Origin of the sequence: Streptosporangium sp. NBC_01639 (genome assembly GCF_045209755.1) — a bacterium.
Lineage (GTDB): Bacteria > Actinomycetota > Actinomycetes > Streptosporangiales > Streptosporangiaceae > Streptosporangium.
Map to the genome: position 1 here is coordinate 7797885 of NZ_CP109272.1, position 23295 is coordinate 7821179.

Genomic DNA, 23295 nt, shown 5'->3' on the forward strand with positions numbered 1-23295 from the left:
GTTGCTCCGCCGGCGCGCTCGTCCTTGTGCCGAGTCCCACGAGATGCCTGACGGGTGCCCTGGAAAAAACATAGGTGACCTTGCCAGACCGGGCCGCGGCTTCGATGCTGCGGACGGGCTGGGTGGCCGTGGTGTCCGGGAGGTCGTGGTTCCCGGGAGACGGTGGTGTCGCGCTCGGGTTCGGCCAGCAGGCCGCAGCGGTGGTGGTGGCGGACGGCGCGCACCGTCACTCCGGTCTGGGCGGCGAGCCGGCCTATCCGAGCATCGGCTCCCTCTTCAGCCCTTTCAGCGGACGCGTTGCCAGAGGTCGCGAACGCCCTGGGCGATGGCGTCCGGCTCATCGCTGTTGATCGTGCTGTGGCGGGCGTCCTTGAGCACGCGATGCTCGCCCTCGTTCACCGATGCGGCCAGGGCCTCGTAGAGACGGACCTTGCTCTCGGTCATCTCGTGCAGAACCTTCTTGGGCATCATGAGCTTCATCGCGGCGTCGGTGCCCAGCGCGGTGAACGCGATCAGCGGCTTGTCCGGTACGGGGCCCGCGGCCTTGAGCTCGGCGATCACCTCGGGCATGTTGCTGCGTTCCTGTGCGCCCGCACGCTGGGAGTCGAGGGTGAGGTGGCGCGCCAGGAGCGTCTCCCGCACCTCGCGCGGCCAGGTGGCGAGCATCTTCTTGTACTGGCCGCGTGAGAGCAGGGTGATGAGGCGCAGCATCAGGTTGCCCGGGACCGGCTGCGCCTTGACGTGCAGGCGTTCGTCGGCCATGTAGGTGTTCCACTCCTCGTAGAAGGCCTCCAGGTAGACCACGCCGGCCACCTCGTGGGGGAACAGCTGGATGAAGCGCCGGGCGTAGGCGCCGCCGAGGGAGTGCACCACGAACACGTAGGGAGCGGGCACGTCGTCGGCGTGCAGCAGGTCCCGCAGTTCGGTGGCGACGTCGGCCGCGGTGCGCGGCAGCTCGGCCGGGTCGCTCCACCCTGTGCCGGCCCGGTCGTACAGGACGGAGGTGGTGTACTCGGAGACACGGTCGTGGATGTTGAGGTAGTCGAGTCCGAGAGCGCTGCCGCCGGGCAGGAACACTACGGCGGGCCCTCCGCTCCCAGAGCGGTACAGCAGTAATCGGCGGCCGTTGACTTCGCAGAAACGCCCCAGCGGGGGCTGGCGTGAAGTATCCATGAGTTGATAGTGCGACCCTGAGGCGCACGGTCAAGCCCGGAAATTCCGGCGGGCGCGCCGCCCGGGGCGCGCCGCCATGGCCACGGATTCGAATCATGGCGGCGAGCCCCGGGGGCATCGGTCAGCCGGCGGCCGGAACGTAGGTCAGGTTGAGCACACCGGTCTTGAATGTTTCGGACTTGACCAGCTCCAGTGAGTGGGTCGGGGTGTCCTCGAACAGCCGCTGGCCGTGGCCGACGGCGATCGGGTGGACGAGCAGGTTCAGCTCGTCGAGCAGCCCGTTGGCGAGGAGCCACCGCACGGTCGTCGCGGAGCCGGACATCTGGATGTCGCCGTCGGTCTGCTCCTTGAGCTCGCGCAGCTTGGCCGCGACGTCACCGGAGATGACGGTGGTGTTGTTCCAGTCCGCCTTCTCCAGGGTGTTCGACACGACGTACTTGCGGGCGTTGTTGAAGATCTCGGCGAGGTCCTGGTCCTGGTCCGTCGTCGGCCAGTATGCCGACCACTCCTCGTACAGCTTGCGGCCCATCAGGTACGCCGCCGCGTTCTGTACGCCCACTCCGACTGCGGCGCCCATCTCGTCGTTGAAGTAGGGGAAGTGCCACTGGTCCGGCGACTCGACCACGCCGTCCAGCGAGATGAAGAAGTTCGCGACAATCTTGGCCATTGTTCTGTTCCTTTGTCGTTGGAGTTACGAGGAGTGGTCCACGACCACAACTCGGGTCGATGAACGCCGCGTCTATCGCCGTCAGTGTGAAATAGCGGACTAATAGGGCAAATCGCCCGATCCGCTTGATGAACTCACGGGTGAAGATCGCTCGACTCGACACACCGCGAAGCTAGCGCCTCGCTACGACAATTCCCAAACCAAGATCCACGAGTTTTGAATGGGTCGTCCCTGAGGCAGGGAAGGGGCTCCATTCAACGCCCGGACCGGAGACCGGCACGTGGCGCGGTCTCCGGTCCGGCGTCCGATCGATGCCGGCGCTACGGGGCGCAGCCGGCGAGTTCGGGCTGCTGCGGAGTGCCGGTCCGGGGGCCGAAGAAGAGGTTCGCGCAGTCACTCGTGAAGCGCGGGTTCTCCTCGGGGACGTAGTGACCGGAGTCGGGCACGACGGCCGCGCGGACGTCGTTGGCGACCAGGCGGAACGAGTCGGCGACACCGGTCCCGAACGAGTACTGCCCGCCCAGCGCCAGCACCGGCATGGGCAGCCGCTTCGCCGCGTTGGCCTTGTTGTTCTCCGCGTCCGCGGCGAACGCCCGGTAGTACCCGTATCCCGCGGTGCGCCTGGCCGGATCCGAATAGGCCTTGAAGTAGGGCTCGCGCTCTATCGCCTCCGGGCGATGGGCGAGGTCGTACATCATGCCGAGGTAGGTGCTGACGTCGTCGTTGTCCATGATCCGCTCAGGGATCGGCGCCGGGGACATGTTGAACCGGAAGTGCCAGCTCAGCCCGTAGAGCTCCTCAAGACCGAAGCCGGCCAGCGGCGTCTCTATCACGGCGAGCCGGGTCACCTCGGTGGGGAAGTCGCGCGCGTAGGCGTAGGCGACCAGGGCGCCGAGGTCGTGGCCGATGAGCGCCGCCTGCGTGAAGCCCAGCTTCTTGACGGCCTCGTGTATCCGTCGCGCCGTGGTGGCCTTGTCGTAGCCGGCGGCCGGGATGCTGGAGTCGCCCAGTCCCGGCAGGTCGATGGCGATCACGGTGTGCTCGCGGGCGAGGTCCGGCATCACCGTGCGCCACATCAACCAGGTCGCCGGCCAGCCGTGCAGGAGCACAATGGCCGGGCCCGACCCGCCGCGGACGTAATGGACGGTGCCCCCCTCCACAGCCACCTTCCCGTGGACGAACCCGGGGGCGAACTTCGCCGGACCTTCCGAAGGCTCGTCGATCCCCATGTTCGCGTCGGCGCTGGCGGTCGTGGTGAGCAGGGCCATCACCAGGGCGACGAACACACTGAGGGCGACCCGCCCCAGTCTCAATACCCGCGGCCCTGTTCCCGATGAATGCACGGTCCTTACGTCTGACGGCATACTTGGCTTTCCTTTCACTGATCGAAGCGCACCGCTCTTGCGAGCCGGCTTCGCCGTACCAGTGCCACACTGTCCGGCCTGATCGTTCCGCGACGCATCTTCTGGAATGCTGTGTCGCCCCCATGCGCCGCGACGCGCCCGGCCCTTCTGGGAGGGGCGTCGCGCTCTCCGGTGACCACCTACCGCATCGTCTCCGTCTCTCACGGTAGCGAGCGAGGCGGACGGCTCGGCGCCACCGGTGAGGTCCTGGCCGGGTGGTTCGACCTGGGCGTCACCACCGACCCCCTGATGGCCGGCGACATGACCGGTGGCGACGCCGTACGGCTCGCCGTTTCGGTGACCTTCTGGATCGTCGTCCCGATGGCGGCCGGGGTGCTGCGCGTGATCCGCAGGGAGGTGAACTGACCTGGGGCGAGGCGGGTGCCGCGGCCGGTGCCTCCTCGGTGAGCCGATGTGTCGCGGACGTGCCCCGGCTCCGGTCCCGGCACGTCGGACAGGCTGCAGGCCGGTGGCGGGGACGTCCCCGCCACCGGCCCCGGCCGGTCCGGAGGTCCATGGCCGGGCCGGGCGGCGGCCCCGGGCACAATGGGGAGGTGTCCCGACGCAACGCACGGCCTCAGAGCCTCCCCGCCGCCACCGCTCCGTGCCCGTGCGGGCTGTCCGCGCCCTACCGGGACTGCTGCGGACGGCTGCACCGGGGAGAGGCCGCCGCGCCCACCGCGGAGCTGCTCATGCGCTCACGATTCAGCGCTTTCAGCGTCGGTGACGACGGATACCTCCTCCGCACCTGGCACCCGGCGACGCGCCCGCCGCGCGTCGACCTCGACAGGACGCTGCGGTGGGTGCGCCTGGAGATCCTCGAGACGACCGGCGGCAGCGCCTTCCACACCGAGGGCACCGTGCGCTTCCGCGCCCACTACCTCGACCGTGGAAACGCCGGGCAACTGGACGAGCACAGCCGCTTCGCCCGCCAAGCGGGCAGTTGGGTGTACGTGGCGGCGCTCTGACCTCCTCCCCGGTCCGAAGGCCGGAGACTCCCGCTCCGGCGCCTCCGATCAGCCGTCGAGGTAGCGCAGGATGGCCAGCACCCTGCGGCTGTAGCCGGGGTCGCGGGGCAGGTCGAGCTTTTCCATGATGGCGTTGACGTGCTTTTCGACGGTGCTCAGCGACACGTGCAGGCGCTCGGCGATCGCCGCGTTGACGAAGCCCTGCGCGAGATGCCCCAGCACCTCCCTCTCCCGGGTGCTCAGCCTGCTCAGCGGGTCGGTGCGCGTGGTGCGGGCGAGCAGTTGGCGGACCACCTCGGGGTCGAAGACCGTCCCACCCGAGCGCACGCGTTCGAGCGAGTCGAGGAAGTCGGCCACCTCCGAGACCCGGTCCTTGAGCAGGTAGCCCAGGCCCTCGGTGGCCCCGGCCAGGAGCGTGGCCGCGTAGGTCTTCTCCACGTACTGCGACAGGACGAGCACCCCGACGCCCGGCCGGCGCTCGCGGATCTCCAAGGCCGCCCGCAGCCCCTCGTCGGTGTGCGTCGGCGGCATGCGTACGTCGACGACGGCCACATCGGGCCGGTGCCGCTCGACGGCGTCGAGCAGTGCCCGCGCGTCACCCACCGCGGCGACGACGTCATGGCCGGCGTCATCGAGCAGCCGGATCAGGCCTTCCCGGAGCAGCACCGAGTCGTCCGCCAGGATCAGTCGCACGGTGCCGCCCTGGGCAGCGTCGCGGCGACCTTGGTGGGGCCTCCTTCGGGACTGTCGACGGTGAAGTCGCCGTCGAGCGCCATGACCCGTCTGGCCAGCCCGGAGAGCCCTCCGCCCGAGGGGACGGCACCGCCCCTGCCGTCGTCTGAGACCGTCACGCTCACCGTCCGTTCGTTCTCGGTCAGGACGACCAGGATGTCATGCGCTCCCGCGTGCTTGACCGCATTGGTGATCGCCTCACGGGCCACGAAGTACAGGGCCGTCTCAATCTCGGAGGCCGGGCGGGCGGTCAGGCCGTAGTGCACGGTCACCGGCACGTTCGACCGTTCGGCGACTCCCGCGAGCGCGGCGCGCAGGCCCAGCTCGTCGAGGGCGGTCGGGTAGACCCGCCAGGCCACACTGCGCAGCTCGTCGAGCAACTGGCGCGACTCGGTGTAGGCCTGGGCCACCAACTCGGCGGTTCTGGCCTGGTCGGGACTGTGCCGGGCACGGCCCAGCAGCATGGCCAGCGCCACCCCTCGCTGCTGTACACCGTCGTGGAGGTCGCGTTCGATCCTGCGCCGCTCGTCGTCCACGGCCCGGACGATGCCCGAACGGGTCGCGGTCAGCTCGGCGATGCGCCTGCGCATCAGCTCCGGCCCGTCCGGCCCGAGGAGGCGCGCGGCCAGGCGCCGTTCGACGGCGCCGACCGCGAGGATCCACAGTACGACCAGGAGCAGCAGGACCACCCCGGTCGTCAGGCCGAGTGCCCAGCTGCTGGTGATCAGCTTCACTCCCGGAAACTCCAGCGGCACCGATTCGGACTCGCCCGAGACCAGATCCCACAGCCCGCCGAAGAGGAAGAGGCCGCTGACGAAAAGGCCCGCCGCGCAGACGTACCCGCCGAGCACGCCGAGTGCGGCGCGGGCGGCGAGGAATCCGTGGCCGCCCGTCCGCGTCGTGTCGTGGTCGAGCCAGAGCGCCAGCCGAGTCCGCTCCGCCGCCATCAACCGGGCGGCGACCCGGCCGACGGCGGGCCGCGCGACCGGCAGCACCGCAGCCGGCCAGACCAGGCAGAGGAAGGCCAGCTCGACCACACCGAGGGCCATGCCCGCGAGGGCTCCCAGCAGTGTGCGGGCGACACGGTTAGCTGACACGAGTGCGGAGTCTAGGCGTCACGCCGGCGCAGCACCGCATAGCCGGCCGCCACCGCGGCCGCCGTCCACGCGAGCAGCCAGGCCAGTCCCTCACCGGCCGGATAAGGGATCGGGCCACCGGTCATGTTGTCGACGCTGCCCATGAAGGCCAGGCCGGCGAACATCGGCATGCGCAACGACACCTCCAACGCCACCTGGCCACCGGCCGTCAGCAGCATCAGCGGCAGGCCCATCAGCAGCATGAACACCACGGTCAGCGTGCCCGCGGCACTGCGCATCGCGGCGCCCACGCCGATCGTCATCACCGATACCAGGGTGAAGAAGACACCCACCTTCAGGAGGTCGAGTGCGACCCGGGCGAGCGGCAGGGCCGCGTAGCCGCCGAACAGGTCGGCGGACAGCACCGCGTAGGCGACCACCGCCGCCACACCGCCGCCCACCACACCCGCCACGAACATCACCGGCGCCGCCACCAGCGCCTTCGCGGCGAGCATCCGGCCGCGGACCGGTGTGGCCTGCAGCGTGACACGGATGGCACCGGAGGCGTACTCCGAGGTGATCGTCAGCATCGCCAGCGTGACCAGCGCGAACTGGACGAATATCGTCGCCGAGATCACCGGCTGGCTGGCGGGGAAGGGCGGTCCGCCGCCGTCGCGGAGCAGGTCCGTCGCCGTGGCACCGCCCAGCAGCAGCGCGCTCAGCACCATGAGCGCGCCCGCGCCCGCCAGGCACCACCAGGTCGAGCGGACCGACCACAGCTTCGTCCACTCGGAGCCGATCGCCTGGCCCAGTTCACCTGCCGCCATCGTTCACACCTGCACTCTCTGCGCGCCGTACTCCACGCTGTCCGCGGTCAGTTCCTGGTATGCCTGTTCCAGCGAGGCCTCGCGCGTGCTCAGCTCGTGCAGCCGGACACCGGCCTCGTGCGCCAGGTCCCCGATCCGTTCGATGCCGGCACCGGTGGCGACCAGTTTGTTCTCGCCGAGCCGTTCCACCGTGATCCCGGCGGCGCTCAGCCGTACGGAGAGGTCTCCGGCGTGCGGGCTGCGGACGATCACGGCGGTCAGCGAGCTGCGGGCGATGACCTCCGTCAGCGGCGCGTCCGTGATGAGCCGGCCTTTGCCGATCACCACCAGGTGGTCGGCGGTCAGCTGCATCTCGCTCATCAGATGGCTGGAGACGAAGACCGTGCGGCCCTCCTCGGCCAGCGAACGCATCAGGTGGCGCACCCAGCGGACCCCGTCGGGGTCCAGGCCGTTGACGGGTTCGTCGAACATCAGCACCTCGGGGTCGCCCAGCAGCGCGGCGGCGATGCCGAGCCGCTGGCTCATGCCCAGCGACAGCGCGCCGGCCCGCCTGCCCGCCGCGTCGGCCAGGCCGACCCTCTCCAGGACCTCCTTCACCCGGCCGCTCGCGATGCCGTTGCTGCGCGCCAGCGCCAGCAGGTGTGCGTGGCAGCTGCGCCCCGGATGCACCGCGCGCGCGTCGAGCAGCGCGCCGACCTTCCGCAGCGGGTTCCTGATCTCGTGGTACGGCACGCCCCCGATGAGCGCCACACCGGCCGTCGGGCGGTCGAGACCGAGGATCATGCGCATCGTCGTCGACTTGCCGGCCCCGTTCGGCCCGAGAAAGCCGGTGACCGTGCCCGGTCGCAACTCCAGTGACAAGTCGTCGACGGCCGTCCGGTCGCCGTAGCGTTTGCACAATCCCTTGAGGCTGATCATGTCGATCAACGCTAGGCGGCTTCCGGGTCTCCCACCATGGAGGTGAGCCGCCGACCTGTATGGCGGTTGACCGTAATACTCCCGCCCCGGGAGCCGGGAGCTCCGAGGCCGCGTCTATCATCTACCGGCATGTCACGAGAGCTCGTCGACGAGCTGCGCGCAAGCGCGCGCAGCCGGAACGCCACCCGTCCGAAGGGCCCCGACCTGGCGTACGTCGAGGATCTGACCAGCCCCTCGGGGCTGCCGCTGCGCCGCTACCGGCCCTCCGCCGAGCCCCGGCCGCTGATGGTGTTCCTGCACGGCGGCGGGTGGGTCTTCTGCGACCTGGAGACCCACGACCGGACCTGTCGCCGCCTCGCCCGGGAGTGTGACGTCGACGTGCTGGCCGTGGACTACCGGCTGGCGCCGGAGCATCCGTACCCGGCCGCGATCGACGACGCCGTCGAGGTGCTCGGCTGGGCCAGGCCGGTGGCCGTCGCGGGGGACAGCGCGGGTGGATACCTCGCCACCATGGCCTGCCTGCGGTTGCGGGACGAGGGCGGGCCGCTGCCAGCCGTACAGATCCTGATATGTCCCAACACCGACCTGACGCTCTCCCTGCCCAGCGTCACCGAGAAGGGCACAGGTTACGGGCTCGACGCCGACATGGTGGCCTGGTTCGCGGCCCAGTGGACGCCTGATCCGGAACGGCGCCGCGCGGCGAGCCCGCTGCACCACCCCGACCTGTCCGGCCTGCCGGCCGCCCTGGTGGTGACCGCCGAGCATGACGCGCTGCGCGACGAGGGCGACGCCTACGCCCGCTGCCTGGCCGACGCCGGAGTCCGCGTCACGCACCGCTGCGAACCCGGCCTCGTGCACGGGTTCATCCAGGGCATGGACCTGACCAGTCCCGACGCGGCAGCCGCACATCAGCGGATTTTCGCCGACATCCGAGGCCTGATCCCGCGCCGGGACGATCCGGGGACCGTCGCGGTGCGGAAACGCCGGGACGATCCGGGGGCCTCAGAGCCCCGGAGCTCCGTTGAGGACCTGGCCCAGCCACTCCAGTGAGCCCGTACGGAGCGCCTCGTCGGCGAGGCGCTTGGCCGAGGCGGTCTGCAGGGCGGCCAGGGAGCTGTCGATCCACGGCTGGACGTTCTGGTGGCCCTGCTCGCGATACTCGACGGCCTGGATCAGGCATTCCAGTTTGTCGGCGTCACGGGCGCACCGGGCCTCCAGACTGACCTTCTCCTCGTACTCGCCGACCGCGCCGATGACGGCGTCCGCGACGGAGGAGGGGATGCCGCGCATCTGCTCGGCGGTCACCTCCTCGTTGGACGCCGCCTTGAGATAGCGCTTGGCGAGGTAGGGGATGTCGGTGATCCGCGTCTCCTGGGAGTCGTGGAACAGGCTCATGAACGCGGCGCGCTCGGGGTTGCCGCCTTCCAGCGCCGCGATCACGCTCGCGATGACCGCGGCCCGAAACGAGTGGTCGGCGATGCTCTCGGGGTCGCGCACGCCCGCGACCAGCCAGCCCGTGCGCTTGTAGCGCTTGAGCAGTCCGACTTCGTACAGCAGCCCCGTCAGCTTGGCCGTCTCTTCCTCCATGGCGTTCACTCTCCCTTTCAGCCGGACCGTGCGCAGATCGCCGATCATCGCCGCATACCCACTGCGAGCTGCGACGACACACCGATCCAGGCTGCCGGAACCTCATCATCCCCGATCGCCCCAAGAGTGCGGCGCCGGGGTGCGCGGCGCGTTCGTCGCCACGGAGGGTCTCCGGGGCCGGGCCCGGGAAGCTTCATCTGCCATCGCGGAGCGGGAAACCCGGGAAGCTTCACCTGCCATCGCGGAGCGGGAGAACCGCCCACCTGATCGGTCCGCGTCCTCCACGGGGTGACCGTTCACCGCTGGGGATGGACCTTTCGCCGCAAACTGAGTTCAACTGACCGCGAGCCGGAGCCACCTGGGCGAAGCGTCCGTCTCTGGGGCTCCTCGCGGGGTATCTTCCCCTCCTACGTTGGCCGTGATCCAGATCACATTCGTGGGAGGTCCCGTGACCACCAGGCAACATGACGCCTCGGTTTATGAACAGATCCAGGGCGAGGAGAGATTCCAGGAGCTGAAGCGGCGTTTCCGGGCCTGGGCGTTCCCGATGACCGCGGCGTTCCTGGCGTGGTACCTGCTCTACGTGGCGCTGTCCGTGTGGGCGCGGGACTTCATGGGCACCAAGGTGTTCGGCAACATCAACGTGGCGCTGATCTTCGGTCTGCTCCAGTTCGTGTCGACGTTCCTGATCGCCTGGGCCTACTCCCGATACGCAGAGAAGAAGCTCGACCCCGTGGCCGACGAGCTCCGCCACGAGGCCGAGGGGAGGACCGAATGAGCCACCAGACGCTGTCCACGATCCTGTTCCTGCTGTTCGTCGCGATAACGCTGGGCATCACCTTCAAGGCGAGCCGCAGCAACAAGGACGCCGCCGACTTCTACGCCGGCGGCCGGTCCTTCAGCGGCGCGCAGAACGGCCTGGCGATCGGCGGCGACTACATGTCGGCGGCGAGCTTCCTGGGCATCGCCGGGATCATCGCCCTGTCGGGCTACGACGGCTTCCTGTACTCGATCGGCTTCCTGGTCGCCTGGCTGGTGGCGCTGCTGCTGGTCGCCGAGCTGATGCGCAACTCCGGCAAGTTCACCATGGCCGACGTGCTGGCCTTCCGGATGAGCCCCCGGCCGGTCCGCACCGCGGCGGGCGTCTCCACCATCGTCGTGTCGATCTTCTACCTGCTGGCCCAGATGGTCGGCGCGGGCGCGCTGGTCGGCCTGCTGCTCGGCATCACCTCGCCCACCGGCAAGGCGCTCACCATCGTCGGCGTCGGCCTGCTGATGATCGTGTACGTGGTGGTCGGCGGCATGAAGGGCACCACCTGGGTGCAGATCGTCAAGGCCGTGCTGCTGATGACCGGCGCGACCCTGATCACCCTGCTGGTGCTCGGCAAGTACGGCTTCAACCTCTCGGCCCTGCTCGGCGAGGCCGCCGCGCAGAGCGGCAAGGGCGACGCGTTCCTCAACGCCGGTGGGAAGTACGCCACCGAGGCGCAGGGCCTCGCGGGCCAGCTCGACCTGATCAGCCTGGGCCTGGCGCTGGTGCTCGGCACCGCGGGCCTGCCGCACATCCTGATCCGCTTCTACACGGTCCCCACCGCGAAGGAGGCCCGCAAATCGGTGCTCTGGGGCATCGGCATCATCGGCGTCTTCTACCTGCTCACCCTCGTGCTGGGCTTCGGCGCCGCGGCCCTGGTCGGCGGCAAGGCGATCCTGGCGCAGGACAAGGCGGGCAACACCGCCGCGCCGCAGCTCGCCGAGGCGATCGGCACGGCCATCTTCGGCGAGGTGGGCGGCACGATCCTGCTGGCCGTCATCGCGGCCGTCGCCTTCGCCACGATCCTGGCGGTCGTCGCCGGTCTGACCCTGGCCTCCTCCTCCAGCTTCGCCCACGACCTCTACGCCCACGTGTTCAAGCGCGGCAACGTCACCGACAAGCAGGAGGTCCTGGTCGCCAGGATCTCCGCCTTCGTCATCGGCGCGGTCGCCATCGGGCTCGGCATCCTCGCCCAGGGCCAGAACGTGGCCTTCCTGGTCGCGCTGGCCTTCGCGGTCGCCGCCTCCGGAAACCTGCCGGCGATCCTCTACAGCCTGTTCTGGAAGCGGTTCAACACCGCGGGCGCCGTCTCGGCGATCTACGGCGGCCTGGTCTCCGCACTGATCCTGGTGATCTTCTCGCCCGTCGTGTCGGGCACCGCGACCTCGCTGATCCCGGGCGCCGACTTCGCCTGGTTCCCGCTGAGCAACCCCGGTCTCGTCTCGATCCCGATCGGCTTCCTGGCCGGATACCTCGGAGCCCGGCTCAGCAAGGAGCACAACGCCGAGAAGTACGCCGAGATCGAGGTCCGCTCCCTCACCGGCATCGGCGCTGAGAAGGCCACCCAGCACTGAGCCCGGCCGACGCCGCACGGGCCGACGCCGCACGGGCCGGGCCGCACTGCGCGGTCCGGCCCTCGGCGGGCCCGGACGCAGGATCCGACCGGAGCCCGGCACCATGCAGAACACGGCACCATGCGGAACACGGCCGGGCGCGCACGCCCGGCCGTGCCGCATCTAGCGGGACGCCTCGTCCAGCAGGGCCAGCTCGTCGTCGGTCAGCGTCAGGTCGGCGACCGCGAGCAGCGGGGTGAGCTGCTCGACGTTGCGGGCGCTGGCGATCGGCGTGGCCACCGTGGGCTGGGCGGCCAGCCAGGCGAGCGCGACGGCCGGTGCGGCCACACCGTGGGAGGCGGCCACCTTGTCCAGGACCTCCAGCACCCGCGGGCCGCGTTCGGTCGCCAGATAGGCCGACGCCCGCTCGGCGCGCGGACTGTCCACCTCGACGCCCGGCTGGTACTTGCCGGTCAGGAAGCCGCTGGCCAGACCGTGGTACGGCGTGCTGGTCAGCCCTTCCGCGACGACCACGTCGCGCAGCGCGCCCTCGTAGTCGCGCTCCATCAGGTTGTAGCGCTGCTGCAGCACGCCGTACCGGGCCAGGCCGTCCCGGTCGGAGATCGCCAGCGCTTCGGCCAGCCGTTCGGGGCCGTAGTTGGACGCCCCGATGTTGCGCACCTTGCCCTCGCGGATCAGGGAGTCGAACGCGCCGAGAGTCTCCTCCAGCGGCGTCTTCGCGTCATCGATGTGCGCCCAGTACAGGTCGATGTGGTCGGTCCGCAGCCGCCGCAGCGAGTCCTCGACGGCTGCGCGGATGTTGGCCTCGGACAGCCCGGGACGGCTGCCCAGCGCACCGACCTTGGTGGCCACCACGATCCGGTCGCGGTTGCCGCGAGAGGCCATCCACTCGCCGAGGACCGTCTCCGACTCTCCTCCCGAGTGCCCGGGGGCCCACTCGGAGTAGACGTCGGCGGTGTCGACGAAGTTGCCGCCCGCCTCGGCGTAGGCGTCCAGGACGGCGAACGAGGCGTCGCGGTCCGCGGTCCAGCCAAATACGTTGCCACCCAGGCAGAGCGGGAAGAGGTTCAGCTCGGAAAGACTCATAATCATCACTCTATTTGCCGGGTAACCCCCTATTTCCTCAGCCTCCCCATAACGGACGGGCCGCCGCACGCGTGGCGCGGGGCCGGCGGGAGGATCCTCCGCGGCCGCTCCGTTCCCGGTATCGCGCGCGTACGGCACTCTCTCCGTGGCGGCATGGGAATCAGACCCGGTCGGAGGCTAGGGTCGAAGCTGTGGGCAGCCTCAGACAGCGCTCCGGTACGTCCAGGCGCACGCGTGACACCTCCGACCCCGACGCGCGCACGCGCATCCTCAACGCCGCCGAGGAACTGTTCGCCGGGAGCGGTTACGAGGCGACCCCCACGGCGGAGATCGCCCGGCTGGCCGGTGTGCCCAAGGGACTCGTCTTCCACTACTTCCCGAAGAAGATGGACGTGCTGGTCGCGCTGATCGACGAGCGCACACTCGTGGAGGAGCTTCCCGAGGTGGAGGCCGTCCCCGGGGACGCCGCGAGCGCCCTGTCGCGGCTGGCGAGCCGCCTGCCGCTCAACGCGTCCCCGGCGATGCGCCGCATCCTGTTCCGTGAGGCCGACACGCACGGTTCGGTCCGTGAGCGGCTCGGCCGGTTGAACGGCGAGCTCATCCGGCGGGCCCGGTTCGCGCTGGAGCTGGCGCTGCCCACGACCCGCGGCGACGCCGCCCGGCTGGAGGTGGCCGCGGTGACCTTCGCCGCGGTGCTGCTCTACCAGGAGAACCTCTGCCAGCTCACCGGCCACCACATCGATCCCGACGCGGTCGCCGAGCTGATCGCCCACGCCCTGGGGTGAGTCCCGCTCAGACGCCGACCGTTTCCCGTGCCTCCCGGCTGGGGGCGGGGGCGGCCAGCTCCGTCAGCTCCTCCATCGCCTCCTGCAGGTGACCCATCAGCCGCCACACGTCCTTCACCCTGCCGGGGCAGGCGAGGATGCCGAAGTCCAGTGAGCCGTCGTAGGAGAAGCAGGTGATGTTGACCCCGCCGCTCAGGTCGGTCAGCACCGACATCGGGTGGTAGCCGAGCACCCGGGCCCCGCACAGGTAGAGCGGGAGCTGCGGACCGGGGACGTTCGAGATGATCAGATTGATCGGCGGCAGCACGATCGAGGCGAGCCGGAAGACGGCGGGGGTCGCCAGCGCGGTGACGGCCGCGGGGAGCACCGCCGACAGCTCGTTCAGCCAGGTGGCGGGGGAGCCGGCGAAACGCCGCTTGGCCGTGCGCATCGTCTGTCCCATGACCCGGAGCCGGTCGAGGGGAGAGGCCAGGTCGGTCGGCATCGGGGTGATCATGACAGAGAGCCGGTTGCCGACCGTGTCCTGGGCGTCGCCCGTGCGGACCGCCACCGGGACGGCGGCGATCAACGGCTGGTCCGGCAGGGCGTCGCACTCGCGCAGCCAGGAACGCAGGGCCGAGGCGCACAGCGTCATGACCACGTCGTTGACGCTGATCCCGAAGGTCTTGGCGATCCGCTTGACGTCCGCGAGCGGGATCGAGCCGTAGGAGAAGCGTCGCTCGGCGCTGATCGGGCCGTTGAACGGCGTGTACGGCACGGCCAGGGAGGGCATCTCCGGCGCCTGCTCGGTGTCCCTCCAGATCGTACGGGTGGCCGCCGCCATCGCCCGGGCCCCCGGAAGGGCGGCGGCCACCGGGATCACGTCGAGATCGGCCGCCATCCTGACCAGCGAACGCAGTGCTCTGGCCGGGTGGGTCACCGACCGGGTCACGGCCGAGGCGAACATCGCGGCCGGCCCGGGAGCGGTGGTCGCCTCGGCCGGCGCGGGCGGATCGACCACCCGGGGCTCAGGGGTGAGGTCCAGCAGGGCGGCGAGGGCGTCGGCGCCCGACACGCCGTCGATGGCACAGTGGTGGACCTTGGCGTAGAGGGCGGCCCGGCCGCCGGTGAGGCCCTGGATGAGATGCATCTCCCACAGGGGGCGGGCCCGGTCCAGCCGCCGCTCGTGGATCCGGGCGATCACCTCGGCGAGCTGCGCCTCGTCGCCGGGCAGCGGAAGGGTCGTCTCGTAGATGTGGTCGGCGACGTCAAGGCCGGGGACCTCCGTCCAGTACGGATGGTCGAGCCCGAACGGCACACCGGCCAGGCGCAGACTCAGCGCGGGGGTGAGGTGCAGCCGTTCGCGCATCAGCCCGATCAGTGCCTCGCGGGTGACGACACCCGAGGGCGCCCAGGCCGGGTCGAGAATCGCGACCCCGGCGACATGGGCTGCGGTGGTCGCCGATTCGGCGTGCAGGAACTGCGCGTCGAGTGCGGTCAGCTGGCGCATCGATTGAGCTCCTGGCGGAAGGCGGATACGAAAGGACACGGTCATCATCACCCGGCTCCGTTTCCGCCTCGTTTCCGCCGAGCGACTTTGGGAGTCTTTCAGATGAAGTCCGGCTTGCTGACCATGGATTTTTCTCCGGAGTGTCGCCTGTTCATTCGATATGCGCGCCGTACAGGGAAAAATCGCATCCTTTTCCGGGGAGGTAAGAATTGCGTATGTGATTACCCTGTGATCGGTGTGCGGTGGGGGTGGTCAACCGTTCACGACCGTCACCGGATGGCGGACGACGGCGTCGAAAAGATAGCCGTAGTCGTTGTGCGCGGTGCGCATCGGCTGGACCGCGCCGGTCTCGTCGGTCGCCCGGGCGAGCAGGGTGTGCGGGCCGGTCTGCAGGGGGTGCCAGGTGGTATGCCAGCGGGTCCAGGCCGGGCCGACATGCGGGCCCTGCAACTGGGCGCGGTGCCAGGTGGCGCCGTCGTCGAAGCTGACCTCCACCCCGGCGATCCGGCCGTTGCCCGACCACGCCCGTCCGTACAGCAGATGGGTGCGCCCGGCGGTGAGATGGGCCTCCCAGGGCAGCTCGAAGGCGCTCCGCACGCCCCGGACGGTCAGCGGGGCGCTGCCCTCCGGCGGGTAGGCCGCACCGAACATCCGGTAGAACTCGGTGTTCCACGGTGAGGTCAGCGGCGAGGTGGAGACCTCGATGTCGCCCACCCACTTGATCGAGGCCAGGCCGATCCAGGAGGGGACGACCAGCCGCACCGGATGGCCATGGTCGGGCGGGAGCGGCTGGTCGTTCATCTCGTAGGCGAGGATCACGTCCTTGAGGGCCTTGGCCACCGGGATCGGGCGTCGCACCCGGCCGTAGTCGACCCCGTCGGCGACATAGCCGGAATCGAGCCCCCGGGGCATGACGTCGACGGCGTCGGGGGTGAGTCCGGCCCGTTCCAGCACCGTGGCCAGTGGCACGCCGCGCCAGCGGGCCACCCCGATGCCGCCCATCCGCCACGGGGTCCCGGAGACCTCCTGGCCCTGCTGGGCGCCGAAGAGGCTCCGGCCGTTGCCCGCGCACTCGATCGCCACGTCCATCGTCACCGAGGGGAGCGCGGTCAGCTCCTCGTAGTCGAAGCTCCGGGGGGTGCGCAGCCCCGTGCCGTGCAGTTCCAGCCGCCAGGTCGCCACGTCGATGATCGGTGTCGAGGTGTGGCTGCGCACGAAGAAACGGTCGTTGGGCACGTGATAGCCGACGTCGCGCATCGCCTCCCAGCGCATCTCGGCATTGGTCTCGTGCCGGACGAACGTCTCCGGGGGCAGCGGTTTGACGATCCCCGGCGTCTCCTGCACGGAGATCGGCTCCCCGTCGACGGCCGCGAGCCGGAGGCGCTCACGGCCGCCTCCGGCGGGCCGCTCGGCGCGGGCACGCCGGTGACCGGTCTCGTCCTTCGGGTTCTGGTACGGCATGCGGCACCCTCTCTTCCACTTACATATATTTCCTACCAAAAAAGCATGCAATCCGCGAAGGGGGAGTGACGCATCTGTAACCGTCAGCGACGCAAGAAGGTTAGCAGCCGCTCCAGCGGCCATGTGTTGATCACGTCGTCGACAGTCAGCCAGGCGCGCTGGGCGATGCCCACGCCGAACCGCTGGTTGTCCAGATGGGGCACGGCGTGGGCGTCGCTGTCGATGGAGAACTTCACGCCGTGGTGGCGTGCCAGCCGTACCAGATCGGCGGGCAGGTCGGAGCGGTCGGGAAAGGAGTCGATCTCCATGGCGGTGCCGGTGCGGGCGGCGGCGCGGAACACCGCATCCCAGTCGGCGTCCACCGGCGGACGCCCGCCGACCTTGCGGGTGGTGGGGTGGCCGATGATGTGCACGTGCGGGTTCTCACAGGCGGTGATGAACCTGCGGGTCATCTCCTCGCGCGACTGTTTGAAGTGCGAGTGGACACTCGCCACGCACACGTCGAAGCCCGCCAGCACCTCGGCCGGCCAGTCGACCGAGCCGTCCGGGGCGATGTTGAGCTCGGTGCCGTGCAGCAGCCGCATCTCCGGATGGCTCGACTGCAGCGCGCGCAGCCGCTCGCGCTGTTCCAGGGCCGCCTCCAGGGTCATCCGCTGCATCGCCAGGTCGGGCGCGTGGTCGGTCACCGCGTAGTAGGAGTGGCCGCGTGCGCGGGCCGCCGCGACCATGTCCTCCAGCGAGGCGATGCCGTCGGTCAGGTCGGTATGGGTGTGCAGGTCGCCCCGGAGGTCGTCGAGCGTGACCAGCACGGGCAGCTCGCCGCGGAGCGCGGCGGCGATCTCCCCGCCGTCCTCGCGCAGCGTCGGCGGGATCCACTGCATGCCCAGCGCCCGGTAGATGTCCTCCTCGTGCTCGGCCGCGATCACCCGGTCGCCGTCGAACAGGCCGTATTCGGAGAGCTTCCACCCCTTCTTCACGGTGATCTCGCGCAGGTGCACGTTGTGCTCCTTGGAGCCGGTGAAATACTGCATCGCCGCACCCCACGACTCGGCCGGAACCACCCGCAGGTCGACCTGGACGCCCTCGGTGGTGCGGATCGAGGTCTTCTTCTCGCCCGAGGCGATGACGTCCGCGACGTACGGCCGGCTCTTGAAGTCGTCCATCAGGCTCACCGGGCCGACCGCGAGGATGTCGATGTCGCCGATGGTGTCCTTCATCCGGCGCAGCGATCCGGCGTAGGCGATCCGCTCGGCGGGCAGCGAGGCGATGATCCGCTCGGCCAGGTCCATGGCCACGCCGACGTGCACCCTGGCGCTGTTCCGCTCCAGCTGCTCGATGCCCTTGAGCAGGTTCTCCTCGGTTTTGGGGCCGAAGCCCGCGACGCCCTTGAGCCGCCCCTGCGCGATGGCCTCGGCGAGGGCCTCGGGGGAGTCGACACCGAGCTCCTGGAAGAGGAAGACGGCCTTCTTCGGCCCCAGCGAGGCGATCCTGGTCAGTCTCCGCACCCCGGCGGGGACCTTCGTCCGCAGGTCGTCGAGCTGGCGGAAGCTTCCCCTCTCCAGGTATTCCTCGACCTTCTTGGCGATCGCCTCGCCCACCCCGGGAACGCTCCGCACGGCCGTGGCCGCGATGTCCTCGGGGAACCCGGCGATCGCCTTGGCCGCCTTCTGGTAGCTCCGCACCCGGAAGGCGTCGCCCCCGCTCATCGCGAACAGCTCGGCGTATTCCTCCAAGGCGGACGCCACGGCGTCGTTAGCTCGTGCCATGGTGCACAGCCTAGAAGATCGCGCCGACGTTTTCCCGGGCCGCCCCGACCGGGCCGGGCGCGCTTCCCATGACGCCGGGGGCGGCCGTTCCGATGACGGCGGCCCGGACCGGCCGCGCCTCCGCGCCCCGTGCCGGGCGCCGGGGGACGGCGTGGGGCGGGCGGTTCGAGGGGGGACGGCGGCCGCGGCCCCGGCCCCGGCCACAGGACGGCGGCGGTGACGACCGCGGAGATCGTCAGCAGGACGCCCAGCAGGATTTCGAGCACCAGATCGACCGACATGGAGATCCACCCCCGACCTCGTTGGAGACAGGTCGCTATCAGGGCGAAGGTCTTCCCGCGCCCCCCGGGTCTCCCAGGAGGGCCACCCTGCCGGGCCTCCCAGGGCCGGGGACCGTGCTGACGATCAGGGTGTCGGACGGCGGGTACTCCCCTACGCGTCGATTCCACTATCCGCCCAGCGCAGGGCCCTGGTCAAACGGTCGCCGCCCGTCCCGGGCACCGGGCGTCACCCGGGGTGGAGCGCGACCGGGAAACCACCTACCCTGGAACGGCGAGGGGAGTACTTCCCAAGTGCCGTCCCGGTCAGTACGGATGTTTCATAACATCCCCGGGCGGCCGCCCGCATGGTGCGGGTGAAGGAGACCTCGAACGGCTGGATGCGTTCGAGGAGGTCTCATGTCCGCTGACATCGAAACGATCGGTTCACCGGGGCTGTGGGCGTTCAGCGTCGCGGTCCTGGCGCTGCTGCTGGGCCTGGACTTCGTACTGACCCGGCGCCCGCACGAGGTGCGGATGCGCGAGGCGGTGGGGTGGTCGGTCTTCTACCTGGCGCTTCCCGCGGTCTTCGGCGTCTACCTGTGGGCGGCTTTCGGGTCCGCTCCCGCGGTGGAGTTCTTCACCGGTTACGTCGTGGAGAAGTCGCTGTCGGTGGACAACCTGTTCGTGTTCATGCTGCTGCTGTCCGCCTTCGCGGTCCCGTCCGCGCTGGCCCAGCGGGTCCTGCTGTACGGCATCGTCGGGGCGCTGGTGCTGCGCGCGATCTTCATCGCGCTCGGGGCGGCCGTCCTGCAGAGCGGCACCTGGGCGTTCCTGCTGTTCGGCGCGATACTGATCGCCACCGCCGTGAAGATCATCAAGGACGCGCTGGGCGGACGCGAGCAGAAGGTCGACATCTCCTCCATGCGCACGGTCAGGCTGCTGCGGCGCTTCATGCCGGTCACCGACGACTACCGCGGCTCCCGTCTGGTCGTCCATGAGGGCGGCCGCCGCGCTCTCACCCCGCTGGCGCTGGCCGTCGTGGCGGTCTTCGCCACCGACATCGTCTTCGCCGTCGACTCGGTGCCCGCGGTGTACGGCGTGACCCAGGACCCGTTCCTCGTCTTCGCCACCAACGTCTTCGCCCTGCTGGGCCTGCGGGCGCTCTACTTCGTCCTGCTGGGCGTCCTGGCGAAGCTGCGGCACCTCAACCACGGGCTCGGCGTCATCCTGGCCTTCATCGGGATCAAGCTCGTCCTGCACTGGGCGCACGGCATCTGGGCGTGGGTCCCGCAGATTCCCACCCTGGTCTCACTCGGGGTCATCATCGCGGTCCTGGCCATGGTCACCGTCACGAGCCTCCATGCGAACCGCCGCGAAGCGGAACACGCATCCCGGCCCGCCGGGCACGGCACGCCTTAGCGCCTGCGTACAAAGCCGCCGGGACTTCCCTGCGCTTCAGCCGAGCCGGCCGTACACGGTCGATCGGCGCGGTGTCAGGGGTCGGGCGTTATGGGCGCCAGCCATAGCCCGACAAGGGCGTCGATCAGCCCGGTCGCGGCGTCGTGCCAGCTGGACCGCGCTGTGGGGGTGCCTTCGGCGAGAGCGCGTTCACGTTCGGCGCACGTGTGCGTGATCAGCTGGCGGGCCATGTCGCCGCGCTCGGCACGCACTTCGGCGGGCAGTTCGGGCAGGCACCGGTTGAACCCCTCGATGGTCTGGCGCAGCGAGGGGGAGGCACGGGTCTCCTCCGCCATGATCGCGCGGAGCGCGGGGTCGGTCGCCACCTGGGCGACGAAGCGGGCGTACCAGGTGAGAGGACCCAGGTCGGCCAGATGCTCGGTGACCGGGCGCACCAGGCAGGCGACCCAGTCGCGGACGTCGGCGGAGTCGTCCATGTCGGCCAGCAGCCGCTCTCGTATCCGCTCGACCGGCTCGGCGTGTCTGCGGATGATCGCGCGGACCAGGTGGGTCTTGGTACCGAAGTGGTAGCCGACCGCGGCGTTGTTTCCCTGCCCGGCGGTCTCGCTGACCTGGCGGTTGGACACGGCGCACACCCCGTGTTCGGCGAACAGCCGCTCCGCCGCCGTCAGGATCCGCTCGCGGGTCACGCCGGCCCGCTCGGCCCGTCCCGTCTTACCGATCATCATCACCACCGCACCGGGCTTCCCTGCGGCTCGTGGACGCGCGGCGCAGGCCATCGTCACCTCGACCCACGAGGACCCCTCCTTCAGACCGGTCGGATCGCTGCTGGTAAATTTAAGTCAAGCGACTGAATTAAAATATACCTCGCCCCTTCACCTTCCCCCGCTGCAACGGAGGCTTCGCATGGCCACCAGCTCCGACTATCCTGCTCACGCAGCCGATCCGCCGAGGTCGAACACCTTCGTGATGGTGCTCGCCTTCGCCGGGATCGTGGTGGCGGTGATGCAGACCCTGGTGATCCCGCTGGTTCCCGAGCTTCCCAAGCTCCTGGGAGCCTCGCCGTCCGACGCCACCTGGGCGATCACCGCCACGCTGCTGGCAAGCGCCGTGGCCACACCGGTGGTGGGGCGGCTGGGCGATATGTACGGCAAGCGGCTCATGCTCCTTGTCAGCCTGGTCCTGCTGATCACCGGATCGGTCGTGTGCGGCCTCAGCGACTCCCTGACGCCCATGATCATCGGGCGGGCCCTGCAGGGCTTGGCGGCCGGCGTCATCCCGCTCGGCATCAGCATCATGCGCGACGAACTGCCCCCCGCCCGGCTCGGCTCCGCGATCGCGCTCATGAGCGCTTCGCTGGGCGTGGGCGGTGCCCTGGGCCTGCCCGCCGCCGCCCTCATCGCCGACAACGCCGACTGGCACGTGCTGTTCTGGACCGCGGCCGGTCTCGGCGTGCTGGCCACCATCCTGGTGCTGACAATCGTGCCCGAATCGGCGGTGCGCAGCGGCGGCCGCTTCGACCTGGTCGGTGCCGCCGGCCTGTCGGTCGCGCTGGTGTGCCTGCTCCTGGCGATCTCCAAGGGCGCCGACTGGGGCTGGTCCGACGGCCTCACGATCGGCCTGTTCGTCGCGGCGGTCGTCGTGCTGCTGCTGTGGGGCTGGTGGGAGCTGCGCAGCCGTGAGCCCATGGTGGACCTGCGCACCACCGCGCGGCGTCAGGTGCTGTTCACCAACCTCGCCTCCATCATGCTGGGCTTCTCGATGTTCGCGATGTCCCTGGTGATGCCGCAGCTGCTGCAGTTGCCTGAGGCCACCGGGTACGGACTGGGGCAGTCGATGCTGGCCGCGGGCCTGGTCATGGCGCCGTCCGGCGTGGTGATGATGGTCCTGGCACCGATAGCGGCTCGCCTGTCCGCGGCCAAGGGACCCAAGATCACCTTGATGATCGGCACCATCATCGTCGCCGCCGGCTACGGTCTCAACATCGCGCTGATGTCCGAGATCTGGCACCTCGTCCTGGTCTCCTGTGTCATCGGGGCCGGTATCGGATTCGCCTACGCCTCCATGCCCGCTCTCGTCATGGGCGCTGTGCCGGTCTCCGAGACGGCCGCCGCGAACAGCCTCAACACCCTCATGCGCGCCGTCGGCACCTCTGTCTCCAGCGCGGTGGCGGGTCTCGTGCTGGCTCAGATGACCACCACGTTCGGCTCCAGCGCTCTCCCCTCCCAGAACGGCTTCCGCGTCGTCATGGCCATCGGCGCCGGCGCCGCCCTCCTCGCCTTCGTGCTCGCCTTCTTCCTCCCCCGCCGAAGCCAGGCCGCCGCCAACCAGGCCGCCGCCAACCAGGCCGCCGCCCGCCAGGCCGCAGCCAGTGCGACGCCGCACGCGGCCGCTGCGGCACGTTCCGACGACGAGCCCGCGCACGCGTCGCCGAACGACTCCTGGACGGGCCGGCCGGACGGCGGCGTCGAGATCCGCGGCTTCGTCAAGGGCGATAACGGCTACCCGGTCGCCCAGGCCACGCTGACACTGATCGACGCGCGTGGCCACCAGTTCGGCCGCGCCCTGAGCCTGGCCGACGGCGGCTACAGCATCTGGACGCCCGGCGCCGGCACCTACGTCCTGATCGCGTCGGCCACCCATCGCGAGCCGCAAGTGGCCACCCTCGCCGTGGGCGACCAGCCGGTCGACTTCAACCTGGTCCTCGCCGGTTCGAGCAAGCTGACCGGTGTCGTGCGCGACCTGGAGGGCAAGCCGGTGCCCGAGGCGATGGTCGTGTTGACCGACGCCCGCGGCGAGGTTCTCACCTCGGGCGCGACCGACGAGGAGGGCTCCTACGGCCTTTCCGGGGTCGGCTCGGGCAATTACACGCTCACGGTCAGCGCGGACTCCCATCGCCCGGCCGCCGTTCCGGTCGAGATCCTCGGCACCGGCCAGACCAGGCAGGACGTCGAGCTGCGGCCGGGCACCCGGATCCGGGGCACCGTACGGGTGCGGAACGGCGCCCCGCTGAACGATGCGCGGGTGACCCTGCTGGACGCGGCCGGGAACGTGGTCGGCACCACGACCACCGGCGAGGACGGCGCGTACGCCTTCGCCGACCTGACCGGCGGTCAGTACACCCTCATCGCCACCGGATACCCGCCGGTGGCCGACACCGTGACCATCAACGGCCCAGACGACAACCGCGACCTGTTGCTGGCCCACACCGAGTAACGCCCGACGCCGGGAGCAGCGGTTCCGGCGATAGCGCAAGGACTGCTCCGAAAGGACGAGCAGGGAGAGCAGGAGCG

Annotated in this window: 21 protein-coding genes; 8 read left to right on the top strand and 13 right to left on the bottom strand. The window is 70.1% G+C overall.

Features of this window, described 5'->3' with window-relative positions; all coding sequences use genetic code 11:
- Nucleotides 1-285 precede the first annotated feature (285 nt).
- From OHA77_RS35395 to OHA77_RS35405, 3 genes are all read right to left on the bottom strand, one after another.
- Nucleotides 286-1173: an alpha/beta fold hydrolase gene (locus OHA77_RS35395; protein WP_406313629.1), complete on the bottom strand. Its 888-nt coding sequence runs from the start codon at nucleotides 1171-1173 to the stop codon at nucleotides 286-288.
- A gap of 121 nt (nucleotides 1174-1294) precedes the next feature.
- Entirely contained in the window at nucleotides 1295-1840 is a 546-nt protein-coding gene (locus OHA77_RS35400; RefSeq protein WP_326823850.1) for a dihydrofolate reductase family protein, read from the bottom strand.
- A 320-nt stretch (nucleotides 1841-2160) separates the two neighbouring features.
- Nucleotides 2161-3153 (bottom strand): alpha/beta fold hydrolase, encoded by a 993-nt coding sequence (locus OHA77_RS35405; RefSeq protein WP_406313630.1) that lies wholly within the window; start codon nucleotides 3151-3153, stop codon nucleotides 2161-2163.
- Between the two features lie 222 nt (nucleotides 3154-3375).
- Here OHA77_RS35405 and OHA77_RS35410 point away from each other — a divergent pair, with 222 nt between their 5' ends.
- Nucleotides 3376-3609 (top strand): hypothetical protein, encoded by a 234-nt coding sequence (locus tag OHA77_RS35410; RefSeq protein ID WP_406313631.1) that lies wholly within the window; start codon nucleotides 3376-3378, stop codon nucleotides 3607-3609.
- A gap of 188 nt (nucleotides 3610-3797) precedes the next feature.
- The gene (locus OHA77_RS35415; RefSeq protein ID WP_326823844.1) at nucleotides 3798-4211 is read left to right on the top strand and encodes a YchJ family metal-binding protein; all 414 of its coding nucleotides are present in this window, start codon (nucleotides 3798-3800) and stop codon (nucleotides 4209-4211) included.
- A gap of 48 nt (nucleotides 4212-4259) precedes the next feature.
- Here OHA77_RS35415 and OHA77_RS35420 read toward each other — a convergent pair whose 3' ends face one another.
- From OHA77_RS35420 to OHA77_RS35435, 4 genes are read right to left on the bottom strand one after another with little or no spacing between them, the layout of a single operon-like run.
- Nucleotides 4260-4904 (bottom strand): response regulator transcription factor, encoded by a 645-nt coding sequence (locus OHA77_RS35420; protein WP_326823843.1) that lies wholly within the window; start codon nucleotides 4902-4904, stop codon nucleotides 4260-4262.
- The gene (locus OHA77_RS35425) at nucleotides 4895-6040 is read right to left on the bottom strand and encodes a sensor histidine kinase (RefSeq protein WP_406313632.1); all 1146 of its coding nucleotides are present in this window, start codon (nucleotides 6038-6040) and stop codon (nucleotides 4895-4897) included. The genes OHA77_RS35420 and OHA77_RS35425 overlap by 10 nt, the downstream gene beginning before the upstream one ends.
- Nucleotides 6041-6051: 11 nt before the next feature.
- On the bottom strand, nucleotides 6052-6846 hold the full coding sequence (locus tag OHA77_RS35430; RefSeq protein WP_406313633.1) for an ABC transporter permease: 795 nt from the start codon (nucleotides 6844-6846) through the stop codon (nucleotides 6052-6054).
- Between the two features lie 3 nt (nucleotides 6847-6849).
- On the bottom strand, nucleotides 6850-7764 hold the full coding sequence (locus tag OHA77_RS35435) for an ATP-binding cassette domain-containing protein (RefSeq protein ID WP_406313634.1): 915 nt from the start codon (nucleotides 7762-7764) through the stop codon (nucleotides 6850-6852).
- Nucleotides 7765-7893: 129 nt separating this feature from the next.
- Here OHA77_RS35435 and OHA77_RS35440 point away from each other — a divergent pair, with 129 nt between their 5' ends.
- Nucleotides 7894-8814 carry an alpha/beta hydrolase gene (locus OHA77_RS35440; protein ID WP_406313635.1) on the top strand — a complete coding sequence of 307 codons (921 nt, stop codon included), beginning with the start codon at nucleotides 7894-7896 and terminating at the stop codon, nucleotides 8812-8814.
- On the opposite strand, the gene OHA77_RS35445 is transcribed toward OHA77_RS35440, so the two are convergent.
- Entirely contained in the window at nucleotides 8767-9351 is a 585-nt protein-coding gene (locus OHA77_RS35445) for an HD domain-containing protein (RefSeq protein WP_326823838.1), read from the bottom strand. The genes OHA77_RS35440 and OHA77_RS35445 overlap by 48 nt on opposite strands.
- 448 nt (nucleotides 9352-9799) lie before the next feature.
- Between OHA77_RS35445 and OHA77_RS35450 the strand changes: the two genes are divergently transcribed.
- Together OHA77_RS35450 and OHA77_RS35455 are read left to right on the top strand one after the other, a co-directional pair.
- The gene (locus OHA77_RS35450) at nucleotides 9800-10129 is read left to right on the top strand and encodes a DUF485 domain-containing protein (RefSeq protein ID WP_406313636.1); all 330 of its coding nucleotides are present in this window, start codon (nucleotides 9800-9802) and stop codon (nucleotides 10127-10129) included.
- Nucleotides 10126-11736, top strand: a complete 1611-nt coding sequence (locus OHA77_RS35455) for a cation acetate symporter (protein WP_326823836.1) — start codon at nucleotides 10126-10128, stop codon at nucleotides 11734-11736. Before OHA77_RS35450 ends, OHA77_RS35455 begins: the two co-directional genes overlap by 4 nt.
- A gap of 162 nt (nucleotides 11737-11898) precedes the next feature.
- Here the strand turns inward: OHA77_RS35455 and OHA77_RS35460 are convergent, their stop codons facing one another.
- A complete protein-coding gene (locus OHA77_RS35460) occupies nucleotides 11899-12822 on the bottom strand; it encodes an aldo/keto reductase (protein ID WP_326823835.1) in 924 nt (307 codons plus the stop codon).
- A gap of 191 nt (nucleotides 12823-13013) precedes the next feature.
- Between OHA77_RS35460 and OHA77_RS35465 the strand changes: the two genes are divergently transcribed.
- Entirely contained in the window at nucleotides 13014-13607 is a 594-nt protein-coding gene (locus tag OHA77_RS35465) for a TetR/AcrR family transcriptional regulator (protein WP_326823834.1), read from the top strand.
- Between the two features lie 7 nt (nucleotides 13608-13614).
- Here OHA77_RS35465 and OHA77_RS35470 read toward each other — a convergent pair whose 3' ends face one another.
- The 3 genes from OHA77_RS35470 to polX all read right to left on the bottom strand — a co-directional run bounded on the left by OHA77_RS35470 (nucleotide 13615) and on the right by polX (nucleotide 18323).
- Nucleotides 13615-15096, bottom strand: coding sequence for a WS/DGAT/MGAT family O-acyltransferase (locus OHA77_RS35470; RefSeq protein ID WP_406313637.1), 1482 nt, complete (start codon nucleotides 15094-15096; stop codon nucleotides 13615-13617).
- Between the two features lie 252 nt (nucleotides 15097-15348).
- The gene (locus OHA77_RS35475; RefSeq protein WP_406313638.1) at nucleotides 15349-16557 is read right to left on the bottom strand and encodes a sulfite oxidase; all 1209 of its coding nucleotides are present in this window, start codon (nucleotides 16555-16557) and stop codon (nucleotides 15349-15351) included.
- An 83-nt stretch (nucleotides 16558-16640) separates the two neighbouring features.
- Entirely contained in the window at nucleotides 16641-18323 is a 1683-nt protein-coding gene (polX, locus tag OHA77_RS35480; RefSeq protein ID WP_406313639.1) for a DNA polymerase/3'-5' exonuclease PolX, read from the bottom strand.
- A gap of 677 nt (nucleotides 18324-19000) precedes the next feature.
- On the opposite strand from polX, the gene OHA77_RS35485 reads away from it, so the two are divergent.
- Nucleotides 19001-20002, top strand: a complete 1002-nt coding sequence (locus tag OHA77_RS35485) for a TerC/Alx family metal homeostasis membrane protein (RefSeq protein WP_406313640.1) — start codon at nucleotides 19001-19003, stop codon at nucleotides 20000-20002.
- A gap of 74 nt (nucleotides 20003-20076) precedes the next feature.
- On the opposite strand, the gene OHA77_RS35490 is transcribed toward OHA77_RS35485, so the two are convergent.
- A complete protein-coding gene (locus tag OHA77_RS35490) occupies nucleotides 20077-20727 on the bottom strand; it encodes a TetR/AcrR family transcriptional regulator (RefSeq protein ID WP_406319927.1) in 651 nt (216 codons plus the stop codon).
- A gap of 181 nt (nucleotides 20728-20908) precedes the next feature.
- Here OHA77_RS35490 and OHA77_RS35495 point away from each other — a divergent pair, with 181 nt between their 5' ends.
- A complete protein-coding gene (locus OHA77_RS35495) occupies nucleotides 20909-23218 on the top strand; it encodes an MFS transporter (RefSeq protein ID WP_406313641.1) in 2310 nt (769 codons plus the stop codon).
- Nucleotides 23219-23295 lie beyond the last annotated feature (77 nt).